This is a genomic window from Streptomyces virginiae, assembly GCF_040638905.1.
Classification (GTDB): Bacteria; Actinomycetota; Actinomycetes; order Streptomycetales; family Streptomycetaceae; genus Streptomyces; species Streptomyces virginiae_B.
In genome coordinates, this window is record NZ_JBEZYV010000002.1 from 27,016 (window position 1) to 49,666 (window position 22,651).

At 72.7% G+C, this 22,651-nt stretch carries 22 protein-coding genes; 13 read left to right on the forward strand and 9 right to left on the reverse strand.

Going from position 1 to position 22,651, the window contains the following annotated elements:
- Positions 1–22 precede the first annotated feature (22 nt).
- The 3 genes from AB0F82_RS03615 to AB0F82_RS03625 all read left to right on the forward strand — a co-directional run bounded on the left by AB0F82_RS03615 (position 23) and on the right by AB0F82_RS03625 (position 2,606).
- Positions 23–1,420 carry a sensor histidine kinase gene (locus AB0F82_RS03615; protein ID WP_436842044.1) on the forward strand — a complete coding sequence of 466 codons (1,398 nt, stop codon included), beginning with the start codon at positions 23–25 and terminating at the stop codon, positions 1,418–1,420.
- Positions 1,421–1,436: 16 nt separating this feature from the next.
- Positions 1,437–1,664: a hypothetical protein gene (locus tag AB0F82_RS03620; RefSeq protein WP_362623531.1), complete on the forward strand. Its 228-nt coding sequence runs from the start codon at positions 1,437–1,439 to the stop codon at positions 1,662–1,664.
- Positions 1,665–1,949: 285 nt separating this feature from the next.
- A complete protein-coding gene (locus AB0F82_RS03625) occupies positions 1,950–2,606 on the forward strand; it encodes a GNAT family N-acetyltransferase (RefSeq protein ID WP_362623534.1) in 657 nt (218 codons plus the stop codon).
- Positions 2,607–2,719: 113 nt separating this feature from the next.
- Here AB0F82_RS03625 and AB0F82_RS03630 read toward each other — a convergent pair whose 3' ends face one another.
- Both AB0F82_RS03630 and AB0F82_RS03635 read right to left on the reverse strand, forming a co-directional pair.
- Positions 2,720–3,004 (reverse strand): hypothetical protein, encoded by a 285-nt coding sequence (locus AB0F82_RS03630; RefSeq protein WP_362623536.1) that lies wholly within the window; start codon positions 3,002–3,004, stop codon positions 2,720–2,722.
- 11 nt (positions 3,005–3,015) lie between these two features.
- Positions 3,016–3,915 carry a nuclease gene (locus tag AB0F82_RS03635; RefSeq protein WP_362623539.1) on the reverse strand — a complete coding sequence of 300 codons (900 nt, stop codon included), beginning with the start codon at positions 3,913–3,915 and terminating at the stop codon, positions 3,016–3,018.
- Between the two features lie 461 nt (positions 3,916–4,376).
- Between AB0F82_RS03635 and fusA the strand changes: the two genes are divergently transcribed.
- The 9 genes from fusA to AB0F82_RS03680 all read left to right on the forward strand — a co-directional run bounded on the left by fusA (position 4,377) and on the right by AB0F82_RS03680 (position 15,007).
- The gene (fusA, locus tag AB0F82_RS03640) at positions 4,377–6,449 is read left to right on the forward strand and encodes an elongation factor G (RefSeq protein WP_362623542.1); all 2,073 of its coding nucleotides are present in this window, start codon (positions 4,377–4,379) and stop codon (positions 6,447–6,449) included.
- Positions 6,450–6,570: 121 nt separating this feature from the next.
- The gene (locus AB0F82_RS03645) at positions 6,571–7,110 is read left to right on the forward strand and encodes an FABP family protein (protein ID WP_362624374.1); all 540 of its coding nucleotides are present in this window, start codon (positions 6,571–6,573) and stop codon (positions 7,108–7,110) included.
- 118 nt (positions 7,111–7,228) lie between these two features.
- The gene (locus AB0F82_RS03650; RefSeq protein WP_362623545.1) at positions 7,229–7,996 is read left to right on the forward strand and encodes a polysaccharide deacetylase family protein; all 768 of its coding nucleotides are present in this window, start codon (positions 7,229–7,231) and stop codon (positions 7,994–7,996) included.
- A 226-nt stretch (positions 7,997–8,222) separates the two neighbouring features.
- Positions 8,223–8,681, forward strand: coding sequence for a DUF6069 family protein (locus tag AB0F82_RS03655; protein ID WP_362623547.1), 459 nt, complete (start codon positions 8,223–8,225; stop codon positions 8,679–8,681).
- 48 nt (positions 8,682–8,729) lie between these two features.
- Positions 8,730–9,278: a GNAT family N-acetyltransferase gene (locus AB0F82_RS03660; RefSeq protein ID WP_362623550.1), complete on the forward strand. Its 549-nt coding sequence runs from the start codon at positions 8,730–8,732 to the stop codon at positions 9,276–9,278.
- Between the two features lie 181 nt (positions 9,279–9,459).
- A complete protein-coding gene (locus AB0F82_RS03665) occupies positions 9,460–10,344 on the forward strand; it encodes a sigma-70 family RNA polymerase sigma factor (RefSeq protein ID WP_436842045.1) in 885 nt (294 codons plus the stop codon).
- A 631-nt stretch (positions 10,345–10,975) separates the two neighbouring features.
- The gene (locus AB0F82_RS03670) at positions 10,976–12,976 is read left to right on the forward strand and encodes an RICIN domain-containing protein (RefSeq protein WP_362623556.1); all 2,001 of its coding nucleotides are present in this window, start codon (positions 10,976–10,978) and stop codon (positions 12,974–12,976) included.
- Between the two features lie 143 nt (positions 12,977–13,119).
- The gene (locus tag AB0F82_RS03675) at positions 13,120–13,794 is read left to right on the forward strand and encodes a hypothetical protein (protein WP_362623559.1); all 675 of its coding nucleotides are present in this window, start codon (positions 13,120–13,122) and stop codon (positions 13,792–13,794) included.
- A gap of 175 nt (positions 13,795–13,969) precedes the next feature.
- Positions 13,970–15,007, forward strand: coding sequence for an endonuclease/exonuclease/phosphatase family protein (locus AB0F82_RS03680; RefSeq protein WP_436842026.1), 1,038 nt, complete (start codon positions 13,970–13,972; stop codon positions 15,005–15,007).
- Here AB0F82_RS03680 and AB0F82_RS03685 read toward each other — a convergent pair.
- The 6 genes from AB0F82_RS03685 to AB0F82_RS03710 form a co-directional block, all read right to left on the reverse strand.
- Positions 15,002–15,973 (reverse strand): NAD(P)-dependent alcohol dehydrogenase, encoded by a 972-nt coding sequence (locus AB0F82_RS03685; RefSeq protein ID WP_362623562.1) that lies wholly within the window; start codon positions 15,971–15,973, stop codon positions 15,002–15,004. The two genes, AB0F82_RS03680 and AB0F82_RS03685, sit on opposite strands and share 6 nt — an antisense overlap.
- The gene (locus tag AB0F82_RS03690) at positions 15,970–16,203 is read right to left on the reverse strand and encodes a helix-turn-helix transcriptional regulator (protein ID WP_436842027.1); all 234 of its coding nucleotides are present in this window, start codon (positions 16,201–16,203) and stop codon (positions 15,970–15,972) included. Before AB0F82_RS03690 ends, AB0F82_RS03685 begins: the two co-directional genes overlap by 4 nt.
- A complete protein-coding gene (locus tag AB0F82_RS03695) occupies positions 16,197–16,625 on the reverse strand; it encodes a hypothetical protein (protein ID WP_362623565.1) in 429 nt (142 codons plus the stop codon). Before AB0F82_RS03695 ends, AB0F82_RS03690 begins: the two co-directional genes overlap by 7 nt.
- A 74-nt stretch (positions 16,626–16,699) precedes the next feature.
- Positions 16,700–17,470, reverse strand: coding sequence for an SOS response-associated peptidase (locus AB0F82_RS03700; protein WP_362623568.1), 771 nt, complete (start codon positions 17,468–17,470; stop codon positions 16,700–16,702).
- A gap of 63 nt (positions 17,471–17,533) precedes the next feature.
- Positions 17,534–19,513, reverse strand: coding sequence for a helix-turn-helix domain-containing protein (locus AB0F82_RS03705; protein ID WP_362623571.1), 1,980 nt, complete (start codon positions 19,511–19,513; stop codon positions 17,534–17,536).
- Positions 19,514–19,568: 55 nt separating this feature from the next.
- Complete coding sequence (locus AB0F82_RS03710; protein ID WP_362623574.1) at positions 19,569–20,960, reverse strand: MFS transporter; 1,392 nt, start codon at positions 20,958–20,960, stop codon at positions 19,569–19,571.
- 498 nt (positions 20,961–21,458) lie between these two features.
- Between AB0F82_RS03710 and AB0F82_RS03715 the strand changes: the two genes are divergently transcribed.
- Entirely contained in the window at positions 21,459–22,028 is a 570-nt protein-coding gene (locus tag AB0F82_RS03715; RefSeq protein WP_362623577.1) for a hypothetical protein, read from the forward strand.
- Positions 22,029–22,181: 153 nt separating this feature from the next.
- Here AB0F82_RS03715 and AB0F82_RS03720 read toward each other — a convergent pair whose 3' ends face one another.
- Positions 22,182–22,598, reverse strand: a complete 417-nt coding sequence (locus AB0F82_RS03720) for a chorismate mutase (RefSeq protein ID WP_362623580.1) — start codon at positions 22,596–22,598, stop codon at positions 22,182–22,184.
- Positions 22,599–22,651: the final 53 nt, after the last annotated feature.

Below are 22,651 nucleotides of genomic sequence, written 5' to 3' on the forward strand. Positions count from 1 at the left end.
CGCCCTGGGCCGGTGGCCGGTCCTGCGCCGGATGTGGCCCACCACGGTCCGGGCCCGGGCCACGGCCGGCGCCGGCCTGGTGGTGGGCGCGGCCCTGGCGCTCGCCTCGTTCTCCCTGCTCGGGCTGCTGGAGGCCAATCTGCTGCGCAACGCGGAGAACGACGCGCGGCGGCAGGCCGAAACCGTGGCGCAACTCGCCGCCACCGGGAAGCTCGGCCGTGCCCGTCCGGCGGGCCGCGCGGTGGAATTCGTCCAGGTGGTCAGCGCGGACGGGCGGGTCCTGTTCTCCAGCCCGAACCTCGTAGGGGTGCCCGCGTTCCCGCCGGCCCCGCCCGAGATGCCGGGGACCCGGCTGCACACCTGGCGGGTCCGGCCCGTCGACGGCGATCACCGTCAGCGGGTCGTGCAGGTCGTCACCCAGACGCCGGACGGCCCGGCCACCGTCTACGCCGGTGCCTCGCTGCGGGACGCGGACGCGGCCGACGACGTCACCACCGCCGCGCTCGTCATCGGCATGCCACTGCTCCTGGCCACCGTCGTCCTGGTGACCTGGCGGGTCACCGGGCACGCGCTGCGGCCGGTGGAGGCGATCCGCGCCGAGGTGGCCGGGATCACCGACCGGGACCTGCACCGCCGGGTGCCGGTTCCCGCCACCCATGACGAGGTCGCCCGGCTGGCCGAGACCGTGAACGCCACGCTGGACCGGCTGGAGGCGTCCGGCATCCGCCAGCGGCAGTTCATCGCCGACGCCTCCCATGAACTGCGCAGTCCCATCACCGTGCTGCGCACGCAGTTGGAGGTGGCGCTGGCCGTTCGGGACCCGGAGCTGTGGCCCGAGCTGATCGGCGGCGCCCTGGAGGACATCGAACGGCTCCAGCGCCTCGCGGCGGATCTTCTGCTGCTCGCCCGCATCGACGCGGCCCAGCCGGTGGCGGCCGTTCCGCTGGACCTGGCCGCCCTGGTGCGGGAGGTGGTGCAGGCCCGCCTGGGCGACCGGGTGCCCGTACGGGTGGACCTCGAGGCACGGGTGGAAGTCACGGCGGGGGCCCTGTGGCTCGGCCGTGTCATCACCAACCTGGTCGACAACGCGCAGCGGTACGCCGAGCGGGGCGTGGACGTGACACTGCGCACCGCGGGCGGCGGCGCGGGGCAGCGTACCGCCGTACTGGAGGTCGTCGACGACGGGCCGGGGATCCCCGGGGCCGATCGGGAGCGGGTCTTCGAACGGTTCACGCGGCTGGACGACTCGCGCAGCCGTGACCACGGCGGGGCCGGCCTGGGCCTCGCCATCGCACGTGACCTGAGCACGCACCACGGGGGAACGCTGACGGCCGAGGACGGCGCGGGCGGCGGCGCCAGACTGGTGCTCAGGCTGCCGCTGACACCGCGGGCCGGCGAGCAGGCATTCGCGGCGGGATGAGGGGCAGGTGGGACATATGACCAACGAACGAGAAACCCACGCGCCCGGCACCACCGAGCCGGAGCTGCCCGCCAAGGTTCCGGAGAACGGGGACGCAGTCACCCCCGACCTTCCCCCGTCGGACCCTCCCGCGCCCGACCTGTGGACCGCCGACGGCCCCGAGGAGGCCGAGGACGCACCGCGGACCGACGCGGATCACGCGGCGGAGGCCGAGAGCCCCGAACCTCAGGAGCCCACCGACTGAGCCCCTGGGCTCAGCGCGTGTGGCGGTGCCGGCCGTGCTTGGGCGGCTGGTGGTCGGTCGTCAGCAGGACGAGAGCCAGTCCGAGCGGCAGCAGGAACAGCAGAAGAAGTGTCATGAGGCGCTTGTGCCCAACCTGCCGCGGCCAACACGGCCGACCTCCCGTCCGCCGTTGCGGTAGGCCTCTCGGACCGCCGCCCAGGAGGTCTATAGTTAGGTCACCCTAACCGGGGTTCCCGCGCGTTCCCGCCTGCGCCCGAGCCCTGCCGAGCAGAAACCGGAACCTGTATGAGACCCGAGTCCACCGCCCTCTCCTCCCCGCGCGCCGACGTGCTGGCCGAAACCGTCGAGGGTTTCGGCACGGTCCGCTTCACCCCGGTCGACCCCGCCACGGACTCCGCCGTGCTGCACTCCTGGGTCGTCGAGGAGCGCGCACAGTTCTGGGGCATGAACGGCGCCAGCCGGGAACTGGTCCAGGAGATCTACGAGGACGTGGACCGCCGCGACACCCATCACGCGTACATGGTCCGGCTGGACGACGTGCCGGTGGCGCTCTTCCAGACGTACGAGCCGACCGAGGACCGGATCAGCGAGTGCTACCCGGTGCGGGAGGGCGACATCGGCGTCCACCTGATGCTGGCGCCGGTGGCCGGCCGGCCCCGGCCCGGGTTCAGCGGGACCCTGATCGGTTCGCTGATCCGGTTCACCTTCCGCGACCCGGCCGTCCGGCGCGCGGTGGCCGAGCCCGACGCCGCCAACGACAAGGCCGTCGCCCTGATGAACCGGCTCGGCTTCGTCCTGCAGGGGGAGATCACCCTCCCCGAGATCGACCTGCCCGAGGTGTACCTCCCCGAGAAACGGGCCGTGCTCGCCTTCCTGGAGCGCCCCGCCGTGCTCCCGGCCGCCGTGGCGGTCGACGCCGTCCAGGGAGTGTCGTCGAAGTAGCGTCGGCCGCCCCGATCGCCGGCCAGACGGGACTTTGACGACACGACCCAGGTCCGGCGCGCCTGCGTACCCACCGGCCCCGCCGCTCACGGCGGGGCCGGTGGGCGGTGATGCTACCCGGCAGCCACCACCCGGCCCGCCGTGACCTGGGGTGGGTTGGGGAGCAGTGACGCGAGGTTCTCCCGGACGAAGTCAGCCGCCCTGCCCACCGATTCGTCGGCCCCGGCCCGGTCCTCGAAGACGCTGGTGGACACCATCACCCCGTCCCCGGCGTCGACCCAGTAGTAGGCCACGAATCCCGGGACCCGGCGGAGGATGGCCACGAAGCCCTCGTCCACCAGTCGTCCCGCCTCGGCCGGGTCGGTCACCCCTTCGTAGCGCCGGATCACCGCGTACATGGCTGGTCTCCTCACTTGTCGAGAAAGAGGATCTCGTCGGAGGGACGGGGCATTCTCAGGGTCTTCCCGTCCTCGCTGATCTTGATCAGCCTGTGCAGTCCGGTCTGGGTCTTGCCCTCGGGCAGGAAGCGGTACTCGTCGGCGGCTCCGGCGAGGTAGGCGGAGAACCCTGCGAGCGAGGTGACGTCCGAGCCGGAGTCGAGGTAGTCCTTCAGCCGGCGGAACAGCTTGGGCAGGATCACCACGCCCGTGTCGTCGTCCGTGATCGATCCGATGTCGGCGATGAGCGCCCCGTCGACGGTCTTGTCCACGCTCCACACCCCCTTGGGCGGCACTGCGGCGCGAGCCGCCCGGGCGGCGTCCCGGAGGACGTCGCGCAGGTAACCGGGCAGGCCCGGATAGAACATCGGGTACGCCAGGCCGTCCTCGACCAGGCGGTAGTTGGCGCTCCGCTTGAGCAGGGCTTCGTCGACCGCGACCTCGTAGCCGCTGTACACGGGCGGGCGGACGCTGCCGTCGTAGGCCAGCGCGATGCAGCGGCCGTAGGCGTCGGCGCCGCTGGTCAGGATGAATCCCGGGACCTGGACGGGATCGGTGGTGACGGTCTCGTTCTGGTGGCGGTCGATGCTGGTGAATCCGAGGTGCCTGAGCAGCGCGTCGGCGGCCTGGCGCCCGAACTTCCGCGGCTGGTGGCGCTCGGGGCCGTAACCCGGCTTCCTGTAGTGCGTCTCCAGCGCGTCCACGCCCTCCAGGCGCACGGGAGCGCGGCCGTCCGCTTTGGGTACGATCCGGGTCCGGCCCCCCACGAGCTTCCAGTCCGCCGCGTCGTCCGGGATGAAGGGGAGGGTGTCGCCGTCCGGTTCGGCACCGCCGTCCACCCGGAAGGAACCTCTGATGAGCAGCATGGACATGATGACTCCCGGGAGACGACGCAGAATGTCACTTTCCGTAGTTGAACGTCACTCACGGTACAGGTAGTTCCCGGAAAAATGCGGTGCCCCGGCCCCGACCGGTCCCTACACTCGCCGTACGCGCTGCCGACAAGGCCTTGCGCGCCTCATGCCGAGTCCGAAGAGAAGGGGAGCAGCGCCATGTGCACGTACCGCACCGCCGCCTTCGCTCCCCCGTCCCGGTACGACGTGATCCCGGTGTCTCGTGACGCCCGGTGCCGGCTGCGCGGCCGTCACCGCATGCCCGTGACGCACCTTTAGGTCCCGTCCCCCTCCCCCGCCTTCCGTACGTACGCCACCGCCTGCCCGGACCCGCTCCGGACGAGGAGGGCCGTCCACGGCTGTCGGCCGGGCGGGTGACGGGCTGTCGTCAGGGGATTCGCGCCGCCCTCTTCATCTCTTCACTCGAAAGGCCCCGGGCCATGCGCGCCAACGGACGCCCCCTCACCACCACTTCCCCCACCGCGGTCCGCAATCTGGGCATCCTCGCCCATGTGGACGCCGGCAAGACCACGATCACCGAACGGATCCTGTTCGCGACCGGTGCCATCCACAAGCGGGGCGAGGTGCACCACGGCACGACCGTCACCGACTACGACCCGCAGGAACGCGACCGCGGCATCACCATCTTCGCCGCGGCCGTGAGCTGCACCTGGGGCGGGCACCACGTCAACCTGATCGACACCCCCGGGCACGTCGATTTCTCCGACGAGGTGGAGCGCTCCCTGCGGGTGCTCGACGGCGCCGTCGCCGTGTTCGACGCCGTCGCCGGGGTGGAGCCGCAGAGCGAGACGGTGTGGCGGCAGGCCGACCGGCACGGTGTGCCGCGGATCGCGTTCGTCAACAAGCTGGACCGGGCGGGCGCCGACCTCGACACGGCCGTCGCGTCGATCCGCCGTCGCCTGGGCGTCGTCCCGCTGGTGGTCCAACTGCCCATCGGTCAGGAGGACGCCTTCACCGGGGTCGTCGACCTCGTGACCATGCGCTCGCTGCGCTGGACGACCGGCTCCGCCGACTTCGAGTCCGGGCCGGTCCCCGAACCACTGCGGGAGGAGGCCGGGCGGCGGCGCAGGCTGCTGGAGGAGACGGTGGCCGAGCTGCACGCCGATGCGCTGGAGGAGTTCTGCGCGGATTCCGCGCTGGCCGACGGGACACTGGCGCGGGCCATGCGGGAGCTGACGCTGCGCGGGGACGGCGTCGTGGTGCTGTGCGGCTCGGCGTACCGCAACCGCGGGATCGAGCCGCTGCTGGACGCGGTCGTCGCGTACCTGCCGGCGCCCGCCGACATGCCGCCCGTACGGGGTACGGCGGACGGGGCGGAGCAGGAGCGCGCCCCCGACCCGGCGGAGCCGTTCGCGGCCCTCGCCTTCAAGGTGTCGGCGACGCCGACGGGGCGGCTCACCCATCTGCGGATCTACGCCGGCACGTTGCGCAAGGGCGGGACGGTACTGGACGCGGCCTCGGGCCGTACGGAGCGGGTGGGCCGGATCCTGCGGGTCCAGGCCGACCGGCACGAGGACAGGGAGGAAGCGGTGGCCGGTGACATCGTCGCGGTGATCGGGCTCAAGTCCGCCCGGGCGGGCACGACCCTGTGCGCGCCGGGCGCGCCTTTGGTGCTCGAACCGCCGACGGTGGCCGAGCCGGTGGTGTCGGTGGCGGTCGAGGCCCGTCAGAACGCCGACACCGGCCGGCTGGCGTCGGCACTGGCGCGGCTCGCGGAGGAGGACCCCTCACTGGTGGTCCGGTCCGACCCGGAAACCGGGCAGACCGTGCTGTCGGGGCTGGGCGAGCTGCACCTGGAGGTGGCGGTGGAGAAGGTCCGCCGCGGCCACGGGGTGGAGGTCGTCGTGGGCCGCCCGCAGGTCTCCTACCGGGAGACCGTCGTGCGCGGGGTGGCCGGCCTGGTCCACCGGCACGTCAAACAGGACGGGGGCGCGGGCCAGTTCGCGCACGTCGTGCTGGACGTGGAGCCGCTGGAGGAGGCGGTCTTCGAGTTCCGCTCGACGGTCGTCGGCGGCCGGGTGCCGCAGGAGTACGCGCGCGCCGTGGAGGCCGGCTGCCGGGACGCTCTCGCCGGGGGCCCGCTCGGCGGGTATCCGGTGACGGGGCTGCGCGTCACGCTCACCGACGGGGCGACGCACTCCAAGGACTCCTCGGAGATGGCGTTCCGGGCGGCGGGCCGGTTCGGGCTGCGCGAAGCGCTGCGACTCAGCACGATGGAGCTGCTCGAACCGATCGTGGAGGTCATGGTGAGCGTCCCGGAGGACGGCGTCGGGAGCGTGCTCGGTGATCTCGCGGCCCGCCGCGGCCGGGTCTCGGGCCAGGCCGCCGAAGCCGGCACCGCGGTGATCACGGCGGCCGTGCCGCTGGCCGAGCTGTTCGGGTACGCGTCCCGGCTGCGGGGCCGGACCCAGGGCCGGGGCGTCTTCACCACCAGGCCGGCCGGTCTGGCACCGGTACCGGCCTCGGTGGCGGGGGCCCTGCCGGGCCGGTGACCCGCGCCGCGCTCCCGCCCCCGCCCCGCCCCCGGCTTCCCGGGCGGGGCGGGGGCGCACCGCCTATGCTGCTGCGGGTTCCGCTTCCGGTGGGGCTTTCCGGCAGACAGGCAGGGTGAACATGTTCGAGTCGGTGCAGGAGAATCCGTACCCCGACAGCCACGTGCTCGGCGAGGGTCCGGACCCGCATCCGCTGCTGGAGCCCGTGCTGCCACTGCTCGGGCGCTGGCACGGCCGGGGCCGGGGCGGCTATCCGACGCTGGAGAAGGACTTCCGCTACACGCAGGAGGTCACCTTCAGCCACGACGGCCGCCCCTTCCTGCGCTACGAGGCACGGGCGTGGCTGATCGACGACGCCGGTGCTCCGGTCCGGCCGGCGGGACGCGAGGCGGGGTGGTGGCGGGTGACGCCCGACGCCTCCCTGGAGGTCGTGCTCGCCCACCCCACCGGCATCGTCGAGACCTGTGTGGGGCGGGCGTCCGGTACGGAGTTCGAGATCGAGACCAAGGACGTGTCGCTGACGCCGCTGGCCAAGGAGGTCACCGGTACGCGGCGCCGGTACACCGTCCAAGGCGGGGAGATGACGGTCGTTCACGACATGGCCGCGGTGGGCCGGCCCCTCCAGCACCACCTGACGACACACCTGCGCCGGCGGGACTGAGGGGCGGGGTTCACCCGGCTGCACGGCCGGGGCTGCGGCTCCGCAGACGCGTGCCGTCGCATAGTCGTGGCAGGCCGGAGCCGACGCGACGTGCCGTGCCGTGCCGGAGGGAGCGATCGTGGTGGACATCGGACGACGCGCCGCGCTGGCGGCGCTTCTCGGGGCAGGGCTCGTACCGTGCTCGGGCGCCCGGGCCGCGAACGGTACGGCTTTCGCGAACAGTACGGCGCTCCCCTCCGGTCCCCGCCCGCCGGCCTCGCTGCTCGGCGGTGAGATCCGCCGACTGCCCACGTCCCGCAGGGTCGTGGCGCTCACATTCAACGCCGCGTGGGACGAGGCCGGGATCGACACCGTCCTGGCGGAACTGCGCCGGCGCGGGCTGCCGGGCACCTTCTTCCCGACCGGCGCCTTCGCCGACGCACACCCGGCGGCGGTCCGCACGATCGGCGCGGCGCACGGGCTGGGCAACCACTCGTACAGCCATCCCCACTTCGAGGGCCTCGGCACGGCGCAGCGGGTGGAGGAGGTACGCCGCGCCGACGCGGCGATCCGGACGGCCTCCGGCACGGAGCCGCTGCCGTTCTTCCGCTTCCCCTACAGCGCCACGACGCGGGACTCCGTCGCCGACGTCAACGACCTGGGATACGCGGCGATCGAGTTCACCGCCGACACCAACGGCTACCTCGGCCCGCAGGGCGGCATGAGCGTGGAGGCCGCCGCCGGCCGCGCCATCGGCGCCCTGGCCCCCGGAGCGATCATCCAGATGCACGTCGGCAGCAACGGCGACGGCATCGTCCTCGATGCCGAGGCCCTCCCCCTGATCATCGACGCCGCCGAGGCGGACGGTTACACGATCATCGACCTCCGCGAATTCCTCGTCACCTAAAGGGTGTCGTCAAAGTGGCGTCGGCCGCCCGAAGGGCGGGGCAGGCCCCACCGGCCAATCGGGACTTTGACGACACGGCCTGGACGGGCCTGACGGCGACGGGGGCGAAGTGGCGTCCCCGGGGTGAGGCAACAGGGCTTGACCTCAAGCGAGGTTCAGGTTGGAGGCTTATGCGTAGGCCGACCGCCGCACGGCGGTGCGGCGATTCACACGTGGAGGAAGTCCCATGTCGAGCAGCACCGCTTCGAACTCCGGCCCCTCGGGGGCCGCGACCGCCGCACCTTCGGTCCGCCGCTCCGGCTTCAGCTGGTGGAAGGTGCTGGTCACCGGCGCGGTCGGCGCGACCGTGGTCAATCTGGCCGTCTTCGCCGTCGCCAAACTGGCCGGTGCCTCCCTCGTCGTCATGGACGCCGGCGCGGAACACCCGATCACGGTCGGAGGCGTCATCGGCTCCTCCGTCGTCCCGCTGCTGATCGGGACCGGCGCGGCCCTGCTGCTGGCCCTGTGGAAGCCGGTCTTCCTGCGGATGGCGCAGTACGTGGGCAGCGGTCTGGCACTGCTGTCGGTCGCCGGCCCGCTGTCGGCCGACGCCGATGGCGGTACCGTCGCGGCCCTCTCCCTCATGCACATCACCCTCGGCGTCGCGGTCTTCACCACCCTGCAACTCCACCGCCGCCACCGCTGAGCACATCCGCAGACGTGAGCGGTTCTCGTGATCACTTACGATTCCGCAATGATCGAAGGAAACCTGGTCAGGCTGCGCTCGCTGCGGTCCGACGACGCGGAGCACCACCTCCGCTGGCGCAACGACCCCCAAGTGGTGCGCTGGGCCGCCGCCGGCGACCCGTGCTTCGGCCCCGTCACCGCGGAGGCGGTCGGGCTCGGCTTCGACACCATGCTGAGGCTCGTCCCCACGGAGTCGGCCGTGTTCACGGTGGAGAACCTGGAGGACGGGCGGGTGATCGGCATGGCCGACTACCGGGACATGGACCCGTACGCCGGGGTGGCGACGCTGGGGGTCACCATCGGCGAGCGGGACTTCTGGGGCTGTGGGCACGGCCGGGACGCGCTGCGGCTGCTCGTCGGCCATCTGTTCGGCGCCTACCACTTGAGCCGGCTGGAGATGGACACCTGGAGCGGCAACGAGCGCGCCGTCCGTGCTTTCGCCGGGTTGGGCTTCCGCGAGGAGGGCCGCCGCCGGTCGGCCGTGATGGTGGACGGGGAACGGTACGACCGCGTGCTCTTCGGGATGCTCCGCGAGGAGTGGGCGAACGGGGCGTGACCCGTTCGCCGCCCGTCGCCCTCGTCCTGACCGCTGCCCGGCCGGGCGATCCCGGCCGCCGCATCCCCTCACCACTCGCCACGCCAACTCAACCGGATGTTGCGCCCGTTGGACGTTCGGCTATGGTCCGGACTTCGGACTGGGCTTCCGAGACGGGATGTGACGGGTGAGCGGGAAAGAGATGCCGGCGCGGCGGTTCGAGGAGCACCGCCCCCATCTGCGGGCAGTGGCCTACCGGATGCTGGGATCGCTCAGCGAGGCGGACGACGCCGTACAGGAGGCATGGCTCAGGCTGCACCGGTCCGACGCCGACGCGGTCGAGAACCTGGGCGGCTGGCTGACCACCGTGGTCGGGCGGGTGTGCCTGGACATGCTGCGCTCCCGTACGACGCGGCGCGAGGATCCGCTGCACGACCAGGACGGGCAGGTCCGCCTTCCCGACCCGGTCGTCAGCCGGGCGGACGGCCTCGACCCGGAACAGCAGGTCCTCCTGGCCGATTCGGTCGGCATCGCCCTGATGGTGGTCCTGGAGACGCTCCCTCCCGCCGAACGCCTGGCCTTCGTCCTGCACGACCTGTTCGCCGTGCCCTTCGACGAGATCGCCCCGGCCCTCGGGCGCAGCGCGGCCGCGACGCGGCAGCTCGCCAGCCGGGGCCGCCGCCGGGTGCAGGGCGCCGTACCCGCTCCGGATCCCGATCCGGCCCGCCTGCGTGCGGTCGTCGACGCCTTCCTCGCCGCCTCGCGCGGCGGGGACTTCGCCGCCCTGGTCGACGTCCTCGACCCCGAGGTCGTGGCCCGCTCCGACGGAGGTGCGCTGCACCCCTCGCTGGTGCGTCGAGGCGCGGCCGAGGTCGCCTCGCAGGCGATCGCCTTCGCCCGTTTCGCGGAGGCAGCACGTCCGGTGCTGGTGAACGGACTTCCCGGTGCGGTCGCGGTGGCGGAGGGCCGGGCGAGGTCGGTCATGGCGTTCACCGTCCGGGACGGCCGGATCATCGCGCTCGACATCCTCACCGATCCCGAGCGCCTCGCACGCATCGATCTGAGCGCCGTCGTCGCCCTCGACTGACAGGGCGGACAGCAACGAACCACGGCCCCGCCCCGCCGCCCCAGCAGTCCTCACCGCCGGGGCGGCTCCGGCCCGGTCCAGCCGGCCGCCCCGACGCCGGCCTCGTTGCCCTCGGGGTCGGCCAGGTCGTCGACAGCGGCCGGCCTGGCATCCGGAGCGGACGACGACGCTCCGTACCGCAGCACTTGGGACGGGCCGACCGACGGGTTTCGCCAACTGGCCGTCTCCATAAGGGAGCCGACGACCGCTCGGGCCGGAAGCCGGGCGCCGACCCTCACCGCTCGTGACGGAGAGAATTCGGCAGGTAGTAATTAGGTGAATTCCTGACTGAATTCCCGTCAATAAGCTTCCACATCATATCTCGATTTGATAACAACCCGCCCCGAAAGGACTGGACCTTTCGAGTGCGACGCGCGTAACTCGCCTGCGTTTACCGCAAGTTGAGTGTTCGTCAAATCATGCCAACAGGTAACGGAATGATTTCCCGGACCGCGCTCCCGTTTGTCCGAATTCTCCGCCGCATTCGTCTGGCAGGCTTCCGCGCACCCCACTAGTCCGACAATGATTTGAGGTGCCCATGACTGGCCGCCGCAGACGCACTGCAACCGATCACCGCCGTAAACCCCGGCGCTTGATACTCGCCACCGCCGCCGTGGCAGCGGGGGCGGTGATCGCCGCGGGCATCGCCTACTCCGGGCTCGGCGACGGTGCCCAGGCCGCCGGATCCGTCGAGGCCGCCGCCTCCGCTCCGGCCGCCGCCCCCGCCCGGGACCAGGAGCCGGAACCCCTCTCCGCCGCGCCCGCGAACGAGAACGCGCGCGGCATGATCTACGACGGCCTGCAGCCGGCGCCCAAGGGCGACCGCTGCGTCGGCGTCTACCGCACCGGGGACGGGCTGTGCACCCACGGCCCCGACGCCCCGCCGAAGGGCGTCGACATCACGAAGGAGATCCCGCCGGCCGTCAAGGAGACGGCCCCGGCGGCCGATCCGGCCAAACCCTCCACCGACGACCCGGCCACCAAGGAAGGCGGCGGGCGTCCTCAGGACGCGCCCGCGGCCGACGCCACGGCCACCAAGGCCACCGCGCCCGCGCCCGCCGCCGCCGAAGGCGGCCAGGCCGTCGCCGCGGGCCCCGCCGGCCAGACCGTCCAGTGCGACGGCGACGGCAGCACCGGCAACCGCGTGCAGGTCGTGTACGTCCACGCCCCGGGCAAGGACCGCTACTCCGAGTACCTCGCCTCGTTCCGCAAGTGGGCGGCCGACGCCGACCTCATCTACTCGGCGAGCGCCAAGGAGACCGGCGGCGTCCGGCACATCCGCTACGTGACCGCCGCGGACTGCACCCCCACCGTGCTCAACATCGAGCTCCCGGCCAACGCCCTGGCCGAGTTCAGCGCGACCAACAACGCGCTGGCCGCCAAGGGCCTCGACCGCCGCGACCGCAAGTACATGATCTTCGCCGACAGCCAGGTCTACTGCGGCATCGGCACGTTCGCGGGCGACGAGCGTCCCGGCCAGGCGAACCAGAGCAACTTCGGCCCGTCCTACGGACGCACCGACTCGGGCTGCTGGGGCGGCCACACCGCCGCGCACGAACTCGGCCACAACCTGGGCGCCGTCAACAACAGCGCCCCGAACACCAGCCGCGGCGCACACTGCACCGACGAGTACGACGTCATGTGCTACTCGGACACCCCGTACTACCCGCAGATGCGCAACATCTGCACGAACCAGGCGTCCGAGAACATCCTGGACTGCAACCACGACGACTACTTCCACACCAGTCCCAAGGCCGGCAGCTACCTGGCCACGCACTGGAACATCGCGGACAACCAGTTCCTGATGAAGACCAAGGGTGGCAACGGCACGGACCCCGGTCCCAACCCGACGCCGACGCCCACGAAGAAGCCCTCGCCGACACCGACCAAGAAGCCCACCGGCGGACCGACGGCGACGGCGGCCCAGATCCAGTCCGACTCCGTCGTGGTGAGCTGGCCGAAGGTCGAGGGCACCGCCTGGTACCAGGTGATGCTGAACGGCAAGCACCTGGCCTGGGTCCAGTCGCAGGTGCTGCGCATCTACAACCTCCAGCCCAACACCTCGTACACGGTGACCGTGTCCGCCCGTGACGGCTCCGGCCGCGACAGCGGGCCCGGCAAGGCCGCGACGTTCCGTACGACCGGCGCCGGGGGCGGAGCGACCACCCCGGGCAGCCGCTACACGCTCGGCAACGGCAGCACCGGCATGGCGGCCGAGGTGTGGGGCGGCCGCACCGCCGACGGCACCCTGCTCGTCGGCGGCCGCGCCAACGGCTACGCCCAGCAGCAGTGGTACTTCGACGACGCGGGCAGCGGCCAGGTCCGCATCCGGTCCGCGGCCTCCGGCAAGTGCCTCCAGCCGGGCGGCACGCCCGCCGCGGGCATGTGGGTCTCCCAGCAGCCCTGCGACAAGAGCAACGGCGCGCAGGCCTGGAAGCTGACGTCCCGCGGTGGCGCGGTCGCCGTGACGGATCCGGGCGGCGGCTTCGCCCTCACCGTCAGCAACCGCCCCTACTACGGGAACTGGCTGCTCGACCTCCAGCGTGCGGACGGCCGCGCGGCGCAGGCCTGGACCCTCCAGAAGTCCGGCTGAGCACTGCCGCCACGCCCGGCGCCGAGGCGTACCCCACGCCCCGGTGCCGGGACCACCCCGTGACGCCGTGATCCGCCCCGGCGGACGGCCGCCCCGTGCGGCCGTCCGCCGGTTCCCCTCATCTCGACCGGAGCACCCCGACGATGCGCATACGAATCGCTCTCTCGGCCACCCTGGCCGCACTCGGTCTCATGTTCCTGCTCCCCGCTGCGGCCCACGCCCACGGAGACACCCTGAAGGTGGTGGTGACCGGACAACGCGCCGGCCACGTCACCGCCGACATCACCTGGGAGAACGACGGGGACGCCGTCGACGAGACGGTCGCCGCCACCGTGAACGCGGTCAGCGTCGACGGCTCCCGCACGATGGGCCCCTGGCGCCTGGTCCGCGACACGGCGGCGGCGCCCGCCGGATGGACCACGGCCGAGGCACTGCCGCCCGGTTCGTGGAAGGTCAGCGTCGAGGTGGGGTTCCCCGCGCTCGGCAAGGGTGAACTCGAAGTCGGCGTACCCGTGGTGGACCCGGCTCCGACCACCGGTGCGGGGACCACCGGTGCGGGGACCACGGGCTCCGCGACCGGCGGCACTCCGGCCGTGTCGGCCCCGAACCCCGCTTCCGCTTCCGGTTCCGCCGCATCGGGCTCCGCCGCCGCGTCGTCCCCCGCTCCGGCTCCCTCCGGGACGCAGGCGGTGCCCGCCTCCGAGGGCGACGCCGTCTGGTGGACCACGGCGGGTGTCGCGGCGACCGCCCTGGCGGGAGCGGGCGTGGGCCTGCTGCTGCGCCGGCGCCGGATGCGCGGCGCGTGCAGGACGTCGTAGCGGGCGGGTAGCCGGTCCGACCGAGCGGCGACGGCCCTTACGCCGTCGCTTTCCCGGGCCGCCGCCGCCAGGGCGGGCCCCCGCGGTGCGGCCCTGCGGGAACCCCGGCGGCGGATCAGGCGTCGTAGCGGGCGACGTCGTGCTCATTCTGCGGGGCGGGAGCGGTCCGGGACGGATGGGCGGGGCATTGGCGAAGCGGGTGGGCGAAGGGGCGACCGGCAAGGCGGCCGGCGGTACGGCCTGCGGCGCGCCCCGCGGAGGCCGGTGGCGTGCGGCCACGGCCGGGCGCGGGCGGGTCCTCGCTTCGCTCGCCCTGCTGACCGCCGCCGTGCTGACGTTCCACTCCGCCGTGCCCAATGCGGTGGGCCGCCTCGGCAGCCTGCTGGAGGCGTTCCTGCCCTGGCTCGGCCTGGCGGTTCCGCTGCTGCTCGTGGCGGCGCTCGTACGCCGCTCGGCCGTCGCGCCGGTGGCCCTGCTGCTGCCCGCGCTGGCATGGCTGGGCCAGTTCGGCGGGCTGCTCCTGCCGGCGGAGCATGGCGCCCACGACCTCACGGTGGTCCAGCACAACGCCAGTGACGAGAACCGGGACCCGGCGGGCACCGCGGCCGCGCTCGCCGGGGCCGCGCCGGAACTCATCGCCCTGGAGGAGCTGACCCCCTCCGCGCTGCCGGCCTACGCGCAGGCCCTGGCGTCGCGGTATCCGCACCACGCCGTCGAGGGCACCGTGGGCCTCTGGTCGAAGTACCCGCTGGCGGGCGTACGGCGGCTCGACATCAAGCCGGCGGGGATCGGGGAGGGCTGGAGCCGCGGCCTGCGGGCCGGCGTGAGCACGCCGCACGGCGAGATCGCCGTCTACGTCGCCCACCTGCCCTCGGTCCGCATCCGGCCGTCCGGCTTCGCCTCGCAGCTGCGGGACGAGAGCGCGCGGCTGCTGGGCGCGGCCGTCGCCGCCGAGCCGGTGGACCGGGTGGTGCTGCTCGGCGACCTGAACGGCACCGTGGACGACCGCGGGCTGGCTCCGGTGACCTCGCGGATGGAGGTGCCGCAGCGGGGGTTCGCCCTGAGCTGGCCCGCGTCCTTCCCGGTCTCCCGGATCGACCAGGTCCTGGCCCGCTCGGCGGCCGTTGCCGACATCCGCACGCTTCCCGCCACCGGGAGCGACCACCTGCCGGTCGTCGCCCGCATCAGCTGGGACCCCGCGGACGGCTCATAGCCGGATGGCGATCTTGCCTCGTGCCTGACCACCCCTCAGGCGGCGGATGGCGTCGGGTACCTCGGCCAGCGGGTAGGTGCGGTCGACGACCGGGGTGACGGAGCCGGCCTCGATGAGTTCCGTGAGGGCCCGCAGGTCGCTGTGGTGCTGCTCCATGACGGCGAGCGAGCGCAGGCGCGGGCCGACGAAGGGCGACAGCAGGATGGCGCCCAGCTGGCGTTCGTTGCCCCCGAGCCACCGGCCTCCGCCCTCCCCGCCGACGATGACGAGGGTCCCGCGGGCGGTGAGGGCGCGGCGGAGCCGGGACAGTGGCCGGTTGCCCGCGATGTCCAGGACGACGTCGTAGCGGCGGCTGCCGTCGACGGGGTCCTGCTGCCCGTAGTCGACGACCTCGTCGGCGCCGATGGACCGCACCAGGTCCGTCTTGGCGGCGCTGCAGACACCGGTGACGTGGGCCCCGAAGGCCTTGGCCAGCTGCACGGCGTAGGTACCGACGCCGCCCGAGGCGCCCAGTACGAGGACGCGCTGCCCGGCGCGGACCCGGCCGACGTCGCGCAGGGCCTTGAGGGCGGTGACGGCGGACACGGGGACGGTGGCGGCCTCCTCGAAGCCGAGGCCCGACGGCTTCGGGGCGAGGGCGTCCTCCTTCGCGCACGCGTACTCGGCGAACGACCCCTGGCAGCTGCCGTACACCTCGTCGCCGGGCCGGAACCGGGTGACGTCGGGCCCGACGGCCTCCACCCGCCCTGCGAGGTCCATACCGGGTGTGCGCACACGGGGTGCCCGGAGGCCGAACACGGGCCGCAATGCGTACGGCAGGCCCGTCACGAGGTGCCAGACGCCCTGGTCGACCGCGGCGGCGTGGACCCGTACGAGCACTTCGCCCCGGCGCGGAACCGGCCGGTCCACGTCGTCGAGCCGCAGCACGTCCGGGGGACCGTAGCTGTCCTGCACGATCGCCTTCATGAGGTGTCTCCTTCGGTGGCGGAGTACTGGAACACGGCGTCGAGCGGTACGGCGAAGACGCGGGCGATCTCGAAGGCCTTCTCCAGCGAGGGCGAGTAGCGGCCCTGTTCGATCGCGATGACGGTCTGCCGGGTGACGCCGATCCGGCGGGCGAGTTCGGCCTGTGTCATCTCGCCGGTGGCGAAGCGCAGGGCCCGGATCCTGTTGGTGACCCGCGTGGGCCTCACCACGGCTGGAAGCCCGTCCGGTACGCGACGATCTTCGCCGTGGATCCGAGCAGCGCCGACAGGACGAAGGCCAGGTAGACGGCGTTGGCGATCCAGAACCGGTCCGCCTCGGTCATCGCCAGGACGAGCGCCGCCACGCCGCCCACGACGACGAACGACTGCCCGATGTGGTCGCCGAAGTGGTGGATCTCGCGGTCGCGCTGGTCCTTGGTCCTGCCCTCCTCGGGCGACAGGAGGGCCACGGTGGCGTGCAGCGCGATGGAGGCGGCGATGGCCGAGCCGACGGTCCACAGCAGTGCGGCGGCGTACGGCTCCTGGGTGATCGGGCCGGCCCCGGACCGGCCGAGGACGAGGGCCAGGTACGCCGTGTACGACAGCACCGTGACCACGATCATGATCCAGGCGCGTTTCTCTTCGACGGCCACGGCCACCACTCCCCATGTAAAGAAAACCTGACACCCGAAGTGTCAAGCACGCCGCACATGGTGTCAATGTTTCTTTACGTCGCGGTGGTTCCCCACTTCGCCGCCGGAGCGGGATCCGCGGGGTCGTCGAGGAGTTCGGGCCCGTTGTTGCGCACGTTGTTGACCGCCGTCGACACGGGGCGGACGTCCAGTCGGCCGCCCCCGGGAGTGGCGAGGAGGGCGCGCAGCTCGTCCGCGTCCTGGTGGGAGGGGTCGACCCAGGCCTCGTAGTCGGCCGGGGCGAGCGCGAGCGGCATACGGGGGTGGACGCGGCCGGCGGCGTCGGTCGCCTCCGTGGTGATGATCGTGCAGGTCGCCCACCACGCCGCTGGATCGTCGTCGTCGGCGACGCCCGGGTCGCGCCAGAACTCGTAGAGCCCTGCCATGGCCATCACGGCGCCGTCCTCGGGGCGGATGAAGTACGGCTGCTTGTACGCCTTCGCTCCGGCGGAGGCGGGGACGGCCTGCCACTCGTAGAACCCGTCCGCCGGCAGCAGGCAGCGGCGCTTGGCGAAGGCGCGCCGGTAGGCGGGCTTCTCGTGCACCGTCTCCACGCGCGCGTTGATCATCTTCGCGCCGGCGGTCGCGCTCTTCGACCACGACGGCACCAGACCCCACCGCAGCGGCCGCAGCCTGCGCTCCAGCAGCCCGCTCTCCCGGTCGGCGCGCTCCAGCACCGCCCAGACCGCGTCGGTGGGGGCGACGTTCCAGCTGGGCTCCAGCGCGTGCCCCGGATCCGGGGGCGCGGCCTGGAAGAGGCCGGAGAGGTCTTCGGGACCACGGGTGGAGACGTAACGGCCGCACATGCCTTCCACCCTGCCACCTGTCGCCGCTTTCCGGCGGCTGCGCCGCGAACCGCGTCACGCGGGTCAAGGGGCGGGCGGGCCGGAATCGTCCGGTCGCTGCACGCGCAGGACGCGCAGGGCGAGTTGCAGCTCCAGGGACCGTTCCGGCCGCGGCCAGTCGCGGCCGAGCAGTCGGCCTATCCGCTCCAGCCGCTGTACCACGGTGTTGACGTGCACGTGGAGGGCCTCGGCGGCCCTGGACGGGCTCGTACCCTCGTCGAAGTAGGTCCGGAGGGTGTGGACGAGCTCCGTGCCGCGCTTCGCGTCGTAGTCGAGCACCGGGCCCAGGGTCCGGCGCACGTAGCCGCCGAGGTCCGTCCGGTCGCCGAGCAGCACGCCGAGGAAGCCCAGATCGCCCAGGGCGGCACCGGAGCCCTCCCGGCCCAGTGCGCGCAGGGCGGTCCCGCAGCGGAGGGCTTCGGCGTGGGCGTCGGGGAACGGCTCCGGACCGCTGACCGGCCCGGCGGCGCCGACCGTGACGGGGCCGGCGAGGGCCTGGCCCAGCTCGCCGGCGAGCCTCGCGGCGCCGGGTCCGGGTCCGGGGTGCTCGGCTGGGAGGACGAGGACCACGCCGTCGTGGTGCAGGCCCGCCAGGCCCTTGCGGGCGTGCGCGATGCGGGCGGCGGCGGCCAGCAGCCGCCTGGGCGCGGCGGCGGAGTGCAGGACGAACACCGAGTGCGGCTGGTCCAGGTCCACTCCGACCCGGCGGGCGCGCGCGGGCAGGCTCGCCGGGTCGGCGGCCCCGGTGAGGAGGTCCCCGAGGAGTTCGCCGCGAACCCGGTCCTCGGCCTCGGCGACCGAGCGGCGCTGGAGCAGCAGGAGGGCCGTGACGACCCCGGCGCGCTCGAACAGGCGGCGGTCGGCGTCGCCGAGGTCGGGGCGGCCGGTCAGCGCGATGCTGCCGAGCAGCTCGGGGCCGGCGAGGACCGCGCACACCCAGGTGCCGTCGGCGGACACGGCACGCCCGTCGGCCCGGGACGCGGCGACGGCCCGGGCCGACGGCCGCCCGGAATCGGTGCCGGCCCGGGCGAGTTCGGTGCCGTCGGCGTCGTGGATCAGAGTGCCGCCCTGCAGGACGGTACCGATGGCGGTGGCGACCTCGGTGATGCCGGCGCCGCGCAGCACCAGATCGGTCAACCGGTCGTGGGCGTCTTCGGCGCGCCGCATGGCGTCACTGTGCACCTCGATGGTCCGCGATGCCTCGTTGAGGTCGACGAGTGCGCTGCGGGTCTCGTCGAGCAGGCGGGCGCTGTCGATGGCGATGGCGGCGTGGTCGGCGAGCGAGGACAGGAGGGCGACCTCGTCGGGTGTGAAGGCGCGGGCGGTGCGGTCCGCCGCGTAGAGGACGCCGATCACCCGGGTACCCAGGCGCAGCGGTACGCCCAGGATGGCCCGTAGCCCCTCCTCCGTGACGGCGCCGTCGATCGTCGTGGTGTGCCGGAAGCGCTGGTCGTCGCGGTAGTCGCCGGTGGAGTAGGGGCGGGCCGTCTCGGCGACCAGACCGCCGAGGCCCTCCCCCATGCCGAGGCGGACCTGCTGGAACGCGGCGGAGACCGAGCCGTCGGTCACCCGCATGTAGGTGTCGCCCGCCTCGTCGTCGTTGAGGGACAGGTACGTGACGTCCGTGCCGAGGAGGAGTTTGGCGCGGCGGACGATGGCCTTGAGCACGGCGTCCAGGTCTCTGAGCCGGGCCAGGTCGCCGGCGGTGTCGAAGAGTGCGGCGAGTTCGGCCTCGCGGCGGCGGTGCTGGCTGAGCGTGCGGCGGATGCGGAGTGCGACCCGGGTGGCCTCCGCGACCACCGCCGCGTCCGGTTCGTCGGGGTGCGGGCCGGGGACCGGGGCGGCCGGCGGTGCGAACTGCTCGGCCGGCGCGCCCTGGTCGAGCAGGTCCAGCAGGTGGCGCAGGTGCAGCAGCGCGCTCCGGGTCTGCCCGGTGCCGGTTCCGGGGCCGGCGCCGGCGCTCGCTGTGCTTCCTGTGCTTCCTGTGCTTCCTGCGGTCGACATCGGGCGCTCTCCGTCGTGGTGGTGGACTCGCACGGACCGGCCCGCCCGATCCGGTTCAGTTGTCGGCCGGTACCGGTTCGTGCCCGGTCGTGCGCGGGGCCGGTACCGAGCCGCCTGCCGGGGCGTGTCCGCGGGCCAGGCTACGCCCGCGGGTCTCCTTCGCGACCAGGACGGTCAGCGTGGTGACCGCCGCCGCCGCGCCCAGGTAGATCGAGACGGGTACGGAGGAGTCGTAGTCCTTGAGCAGGGCCACGGCGACGATCGGGGCGAGCGCCCCGCCGATGACGGACGCGAGCTGGGAGCCCATCGAGGCACCGGAGTAGCGGACCTCGGTGGCGAACATCTCGGAGATGAAGGCGGCCTGCGGTCCGTACATCGCGCCGTGCAGGAGCAGCCCGACGGTCACGGCGGCGACGATCACCGGGAAGGACTTGGAGTCCAGCATCGCGAAGAACGCGAACGCCCACCCGATCATGCCGACCGAGCCGATGAGGGTGACGGGTCGGCGGCCGATGCGGTCGGAGAGCGCTCCCCACGCCGGGATGGCGGCGAAGTGGACGGCGGAGCCGATCAGGACGGCGTTCAGGCCGTCGCTCTTGGGCAGGCCGAGGTGGCTGGTGACGTAGACGAGGAGGAAGGCGGTGATGACGTAGTACGAGATGTTCTCCCCGAGGCGGGTGCCGATCGCGGTCAGGACGCCGCGCCAGTTCGTACGGAACACCTCCGCCACGGGCGGCTTCGCCTCCACACCGGCGGCTGCCTGTCGCGCCGCCCTGGCCTGCGCTTCGAGGAAGACCGGGGACTCGGAGACGGATATCCGGATCCACAGGCCGATCACGACCAGCACGCCGGAGAGCAGGAAGGGGATGCGCCAGCCCCACGCGAGGAAGGCCTCGTCGGACTGTACGGCGGCGAGGAGGGCGAGTACGCCGGTGGCCAGCAGGTTGCCGCCGGGCGCCCCCGCCTGGGGCCAGGAGGCCCAGAAGCCGCGGCGCTCGTCGTCGCCGTGCTCGGAGACGAGCAGGACCGCGCCGCCCCACTCGCCGCCGAGCGCGAACCCCTGGATCAGGCGCAGGAGGGTGAGGAGGACGGGCGCGCCGACGCCGATGCTCGCGTGGGTGGGCAGCAGGCCCATGGCGAAGGTGGCGCCGCCCATGAGGAGCAGGCTGAGGACGAGGAGCCGCTTGCGGCCGATCTTGTCGCCGTAGTGGCCGAAGACGAGGCCGCCGAGTGGGCGGGCCGCGAAGCCGATGGCGTAGGTGAGGAAGGCGAGCAGGGTGCCGACCAGCGGCTCGCTGTCGGGGAAGAACAGCTCGTTGAAGACCAGCGCGGCGGCCGAGCCGTAGAGGAAGAAGTCGTACCACTCCACGGTGGTGCCGATGAGACTGGCGGCGACGACGCGCGCGAGGGCTCTGGGCGGTGTGGATGCGGGTGCTGCGAAGGCCATGGTCACCACTTCCGGGGACGGGCGGGGGACATCGTTGCGTCGCCACACCATAGGAACGCGCAGTTCAAGGGTGTATGTGGCGGGCCGCCATAGTTGGGTGCGCCGATACCCTCGCGACCACCACACGGGACCGGCCCACGCTCCGCTTGGGCGTCAGTCACGCGTGTTGCAGCATTGTTTGACGCTCCGCCTCGGCGGTGGCCCCGCCGAGACGCCTCGGCGGGTGCCTCACCTGGTCAAGGACTGGTGGGGAGCGCACTGCACTGTCCTGAAACGCGGCTACCGTTCGTGATCTCTTCGCTAGGGTCGGTGTTGGTGACGCACGGACGGTCGACATGCGGTGCGCTGCCCTCCCGGCCAACTCCCCCACCACGAGCAATGATCGATATCAGGCGAACGAAGCGACCGAGCGGGGGAAGGAAAGTGCACGACCAAGGGAAACCAGACACTCAGCCCGACCTGGACCGGGCGGACCGGGCTGACCGGGCTGACCGGGTCGTGGCATGGCTGAACGCGCGCGACGAGATGGAGCGGGCGCTGGAGGACGCGCTGGGCGATGTGCCGAGCGCACGCCATGAGACCCTCGCACGCATGGCTGAGGTCCTACAGGCCACGGCGCACGGCCTCGGCCCGGAGGCGGCAGCTGTGTGGGCAGGGATCCCCAACCGCGTCCTGCAGAACTGGCTGGCGGCGGATCCGGCCTTCGCCTCCGCCTTGCGATCGGCTGCCGCGTTGGCCTCCCAACACGGGCTGGAGCCGGGCGGCACACCCACACCCGCAATGATCCGGGTCGCCACGGTGGCCCTCAGCCGCGGCGCGACCTGGGTGGAGGCCCTCGCGGTATCCGGCTTCGCTCAGAGGCGCTTTCGGCGCCTGACGAAGGACTCCCCGACCCTGGCCGCGCTCGTCGAAGCGGCGCGCAGGGCACGGCCCCGGATCTCCAAGGTATTCGTCCCGGCCACGTACCGACCCCGCCGACCGGGTCAAAAGCGGCCCACCGAACGGGTGTTCCGTCTGGTCCAGCGCGGAACCCCGAGCACCTCGCCGGTTGCACCGCAGCCCGATTGAGACGGCGACCGCTTTGCGCAGCAGTTTCGTCCGCAGGCCCGGCGAGCAAACGGCTCCCAGGCGGAGGCGGCCATTGCGCCGCACGGGCGGTGGTCGGCCGACCGGGCCGCGACTGGACTCCCTGTGGATGCCGACCTGCTCCTCTTCGGCCGGTCAGTTCCGAGCGAAGTCGGCTTCGTTGCGCTGTTGGGCCGGGATCCGTGGCGCCGGCGGTCTCGTTCGGCGGCCGAGGTCCATCAGGAGCAGGGCCAGAGTCGTTCCCTTGGCGCCGAAGACTTCGCCGTAGCGGCGGAGTACTTCGTTCTCCCGGGCGAGTTCGGTCACGGGGCCGCCTGCCGCTCGCCGTAGGGCGACCATCTCGGCATGTGCCGCGGTCCGCCTCCGGACCAGTTCGATGATGGCTTCGTCGAGCTCCGTCACACTGCGGTGCGCCTGCTCGGTGGATGCATCGAGGGGCGTGGGCATCCCAACTGCCTTCCGTGGGGGGCTCGTGCGGAACTGCGCAACATCCGGTCGACAGGGTCTCTGTTCGGCGCCGACCGGCAGAACCGTCGCGTTGGAGTTCTTCAACTCCTAGATGGTAACCCGCCATTGCGCATATTAGGTAAGGCTTGCTTTACTTC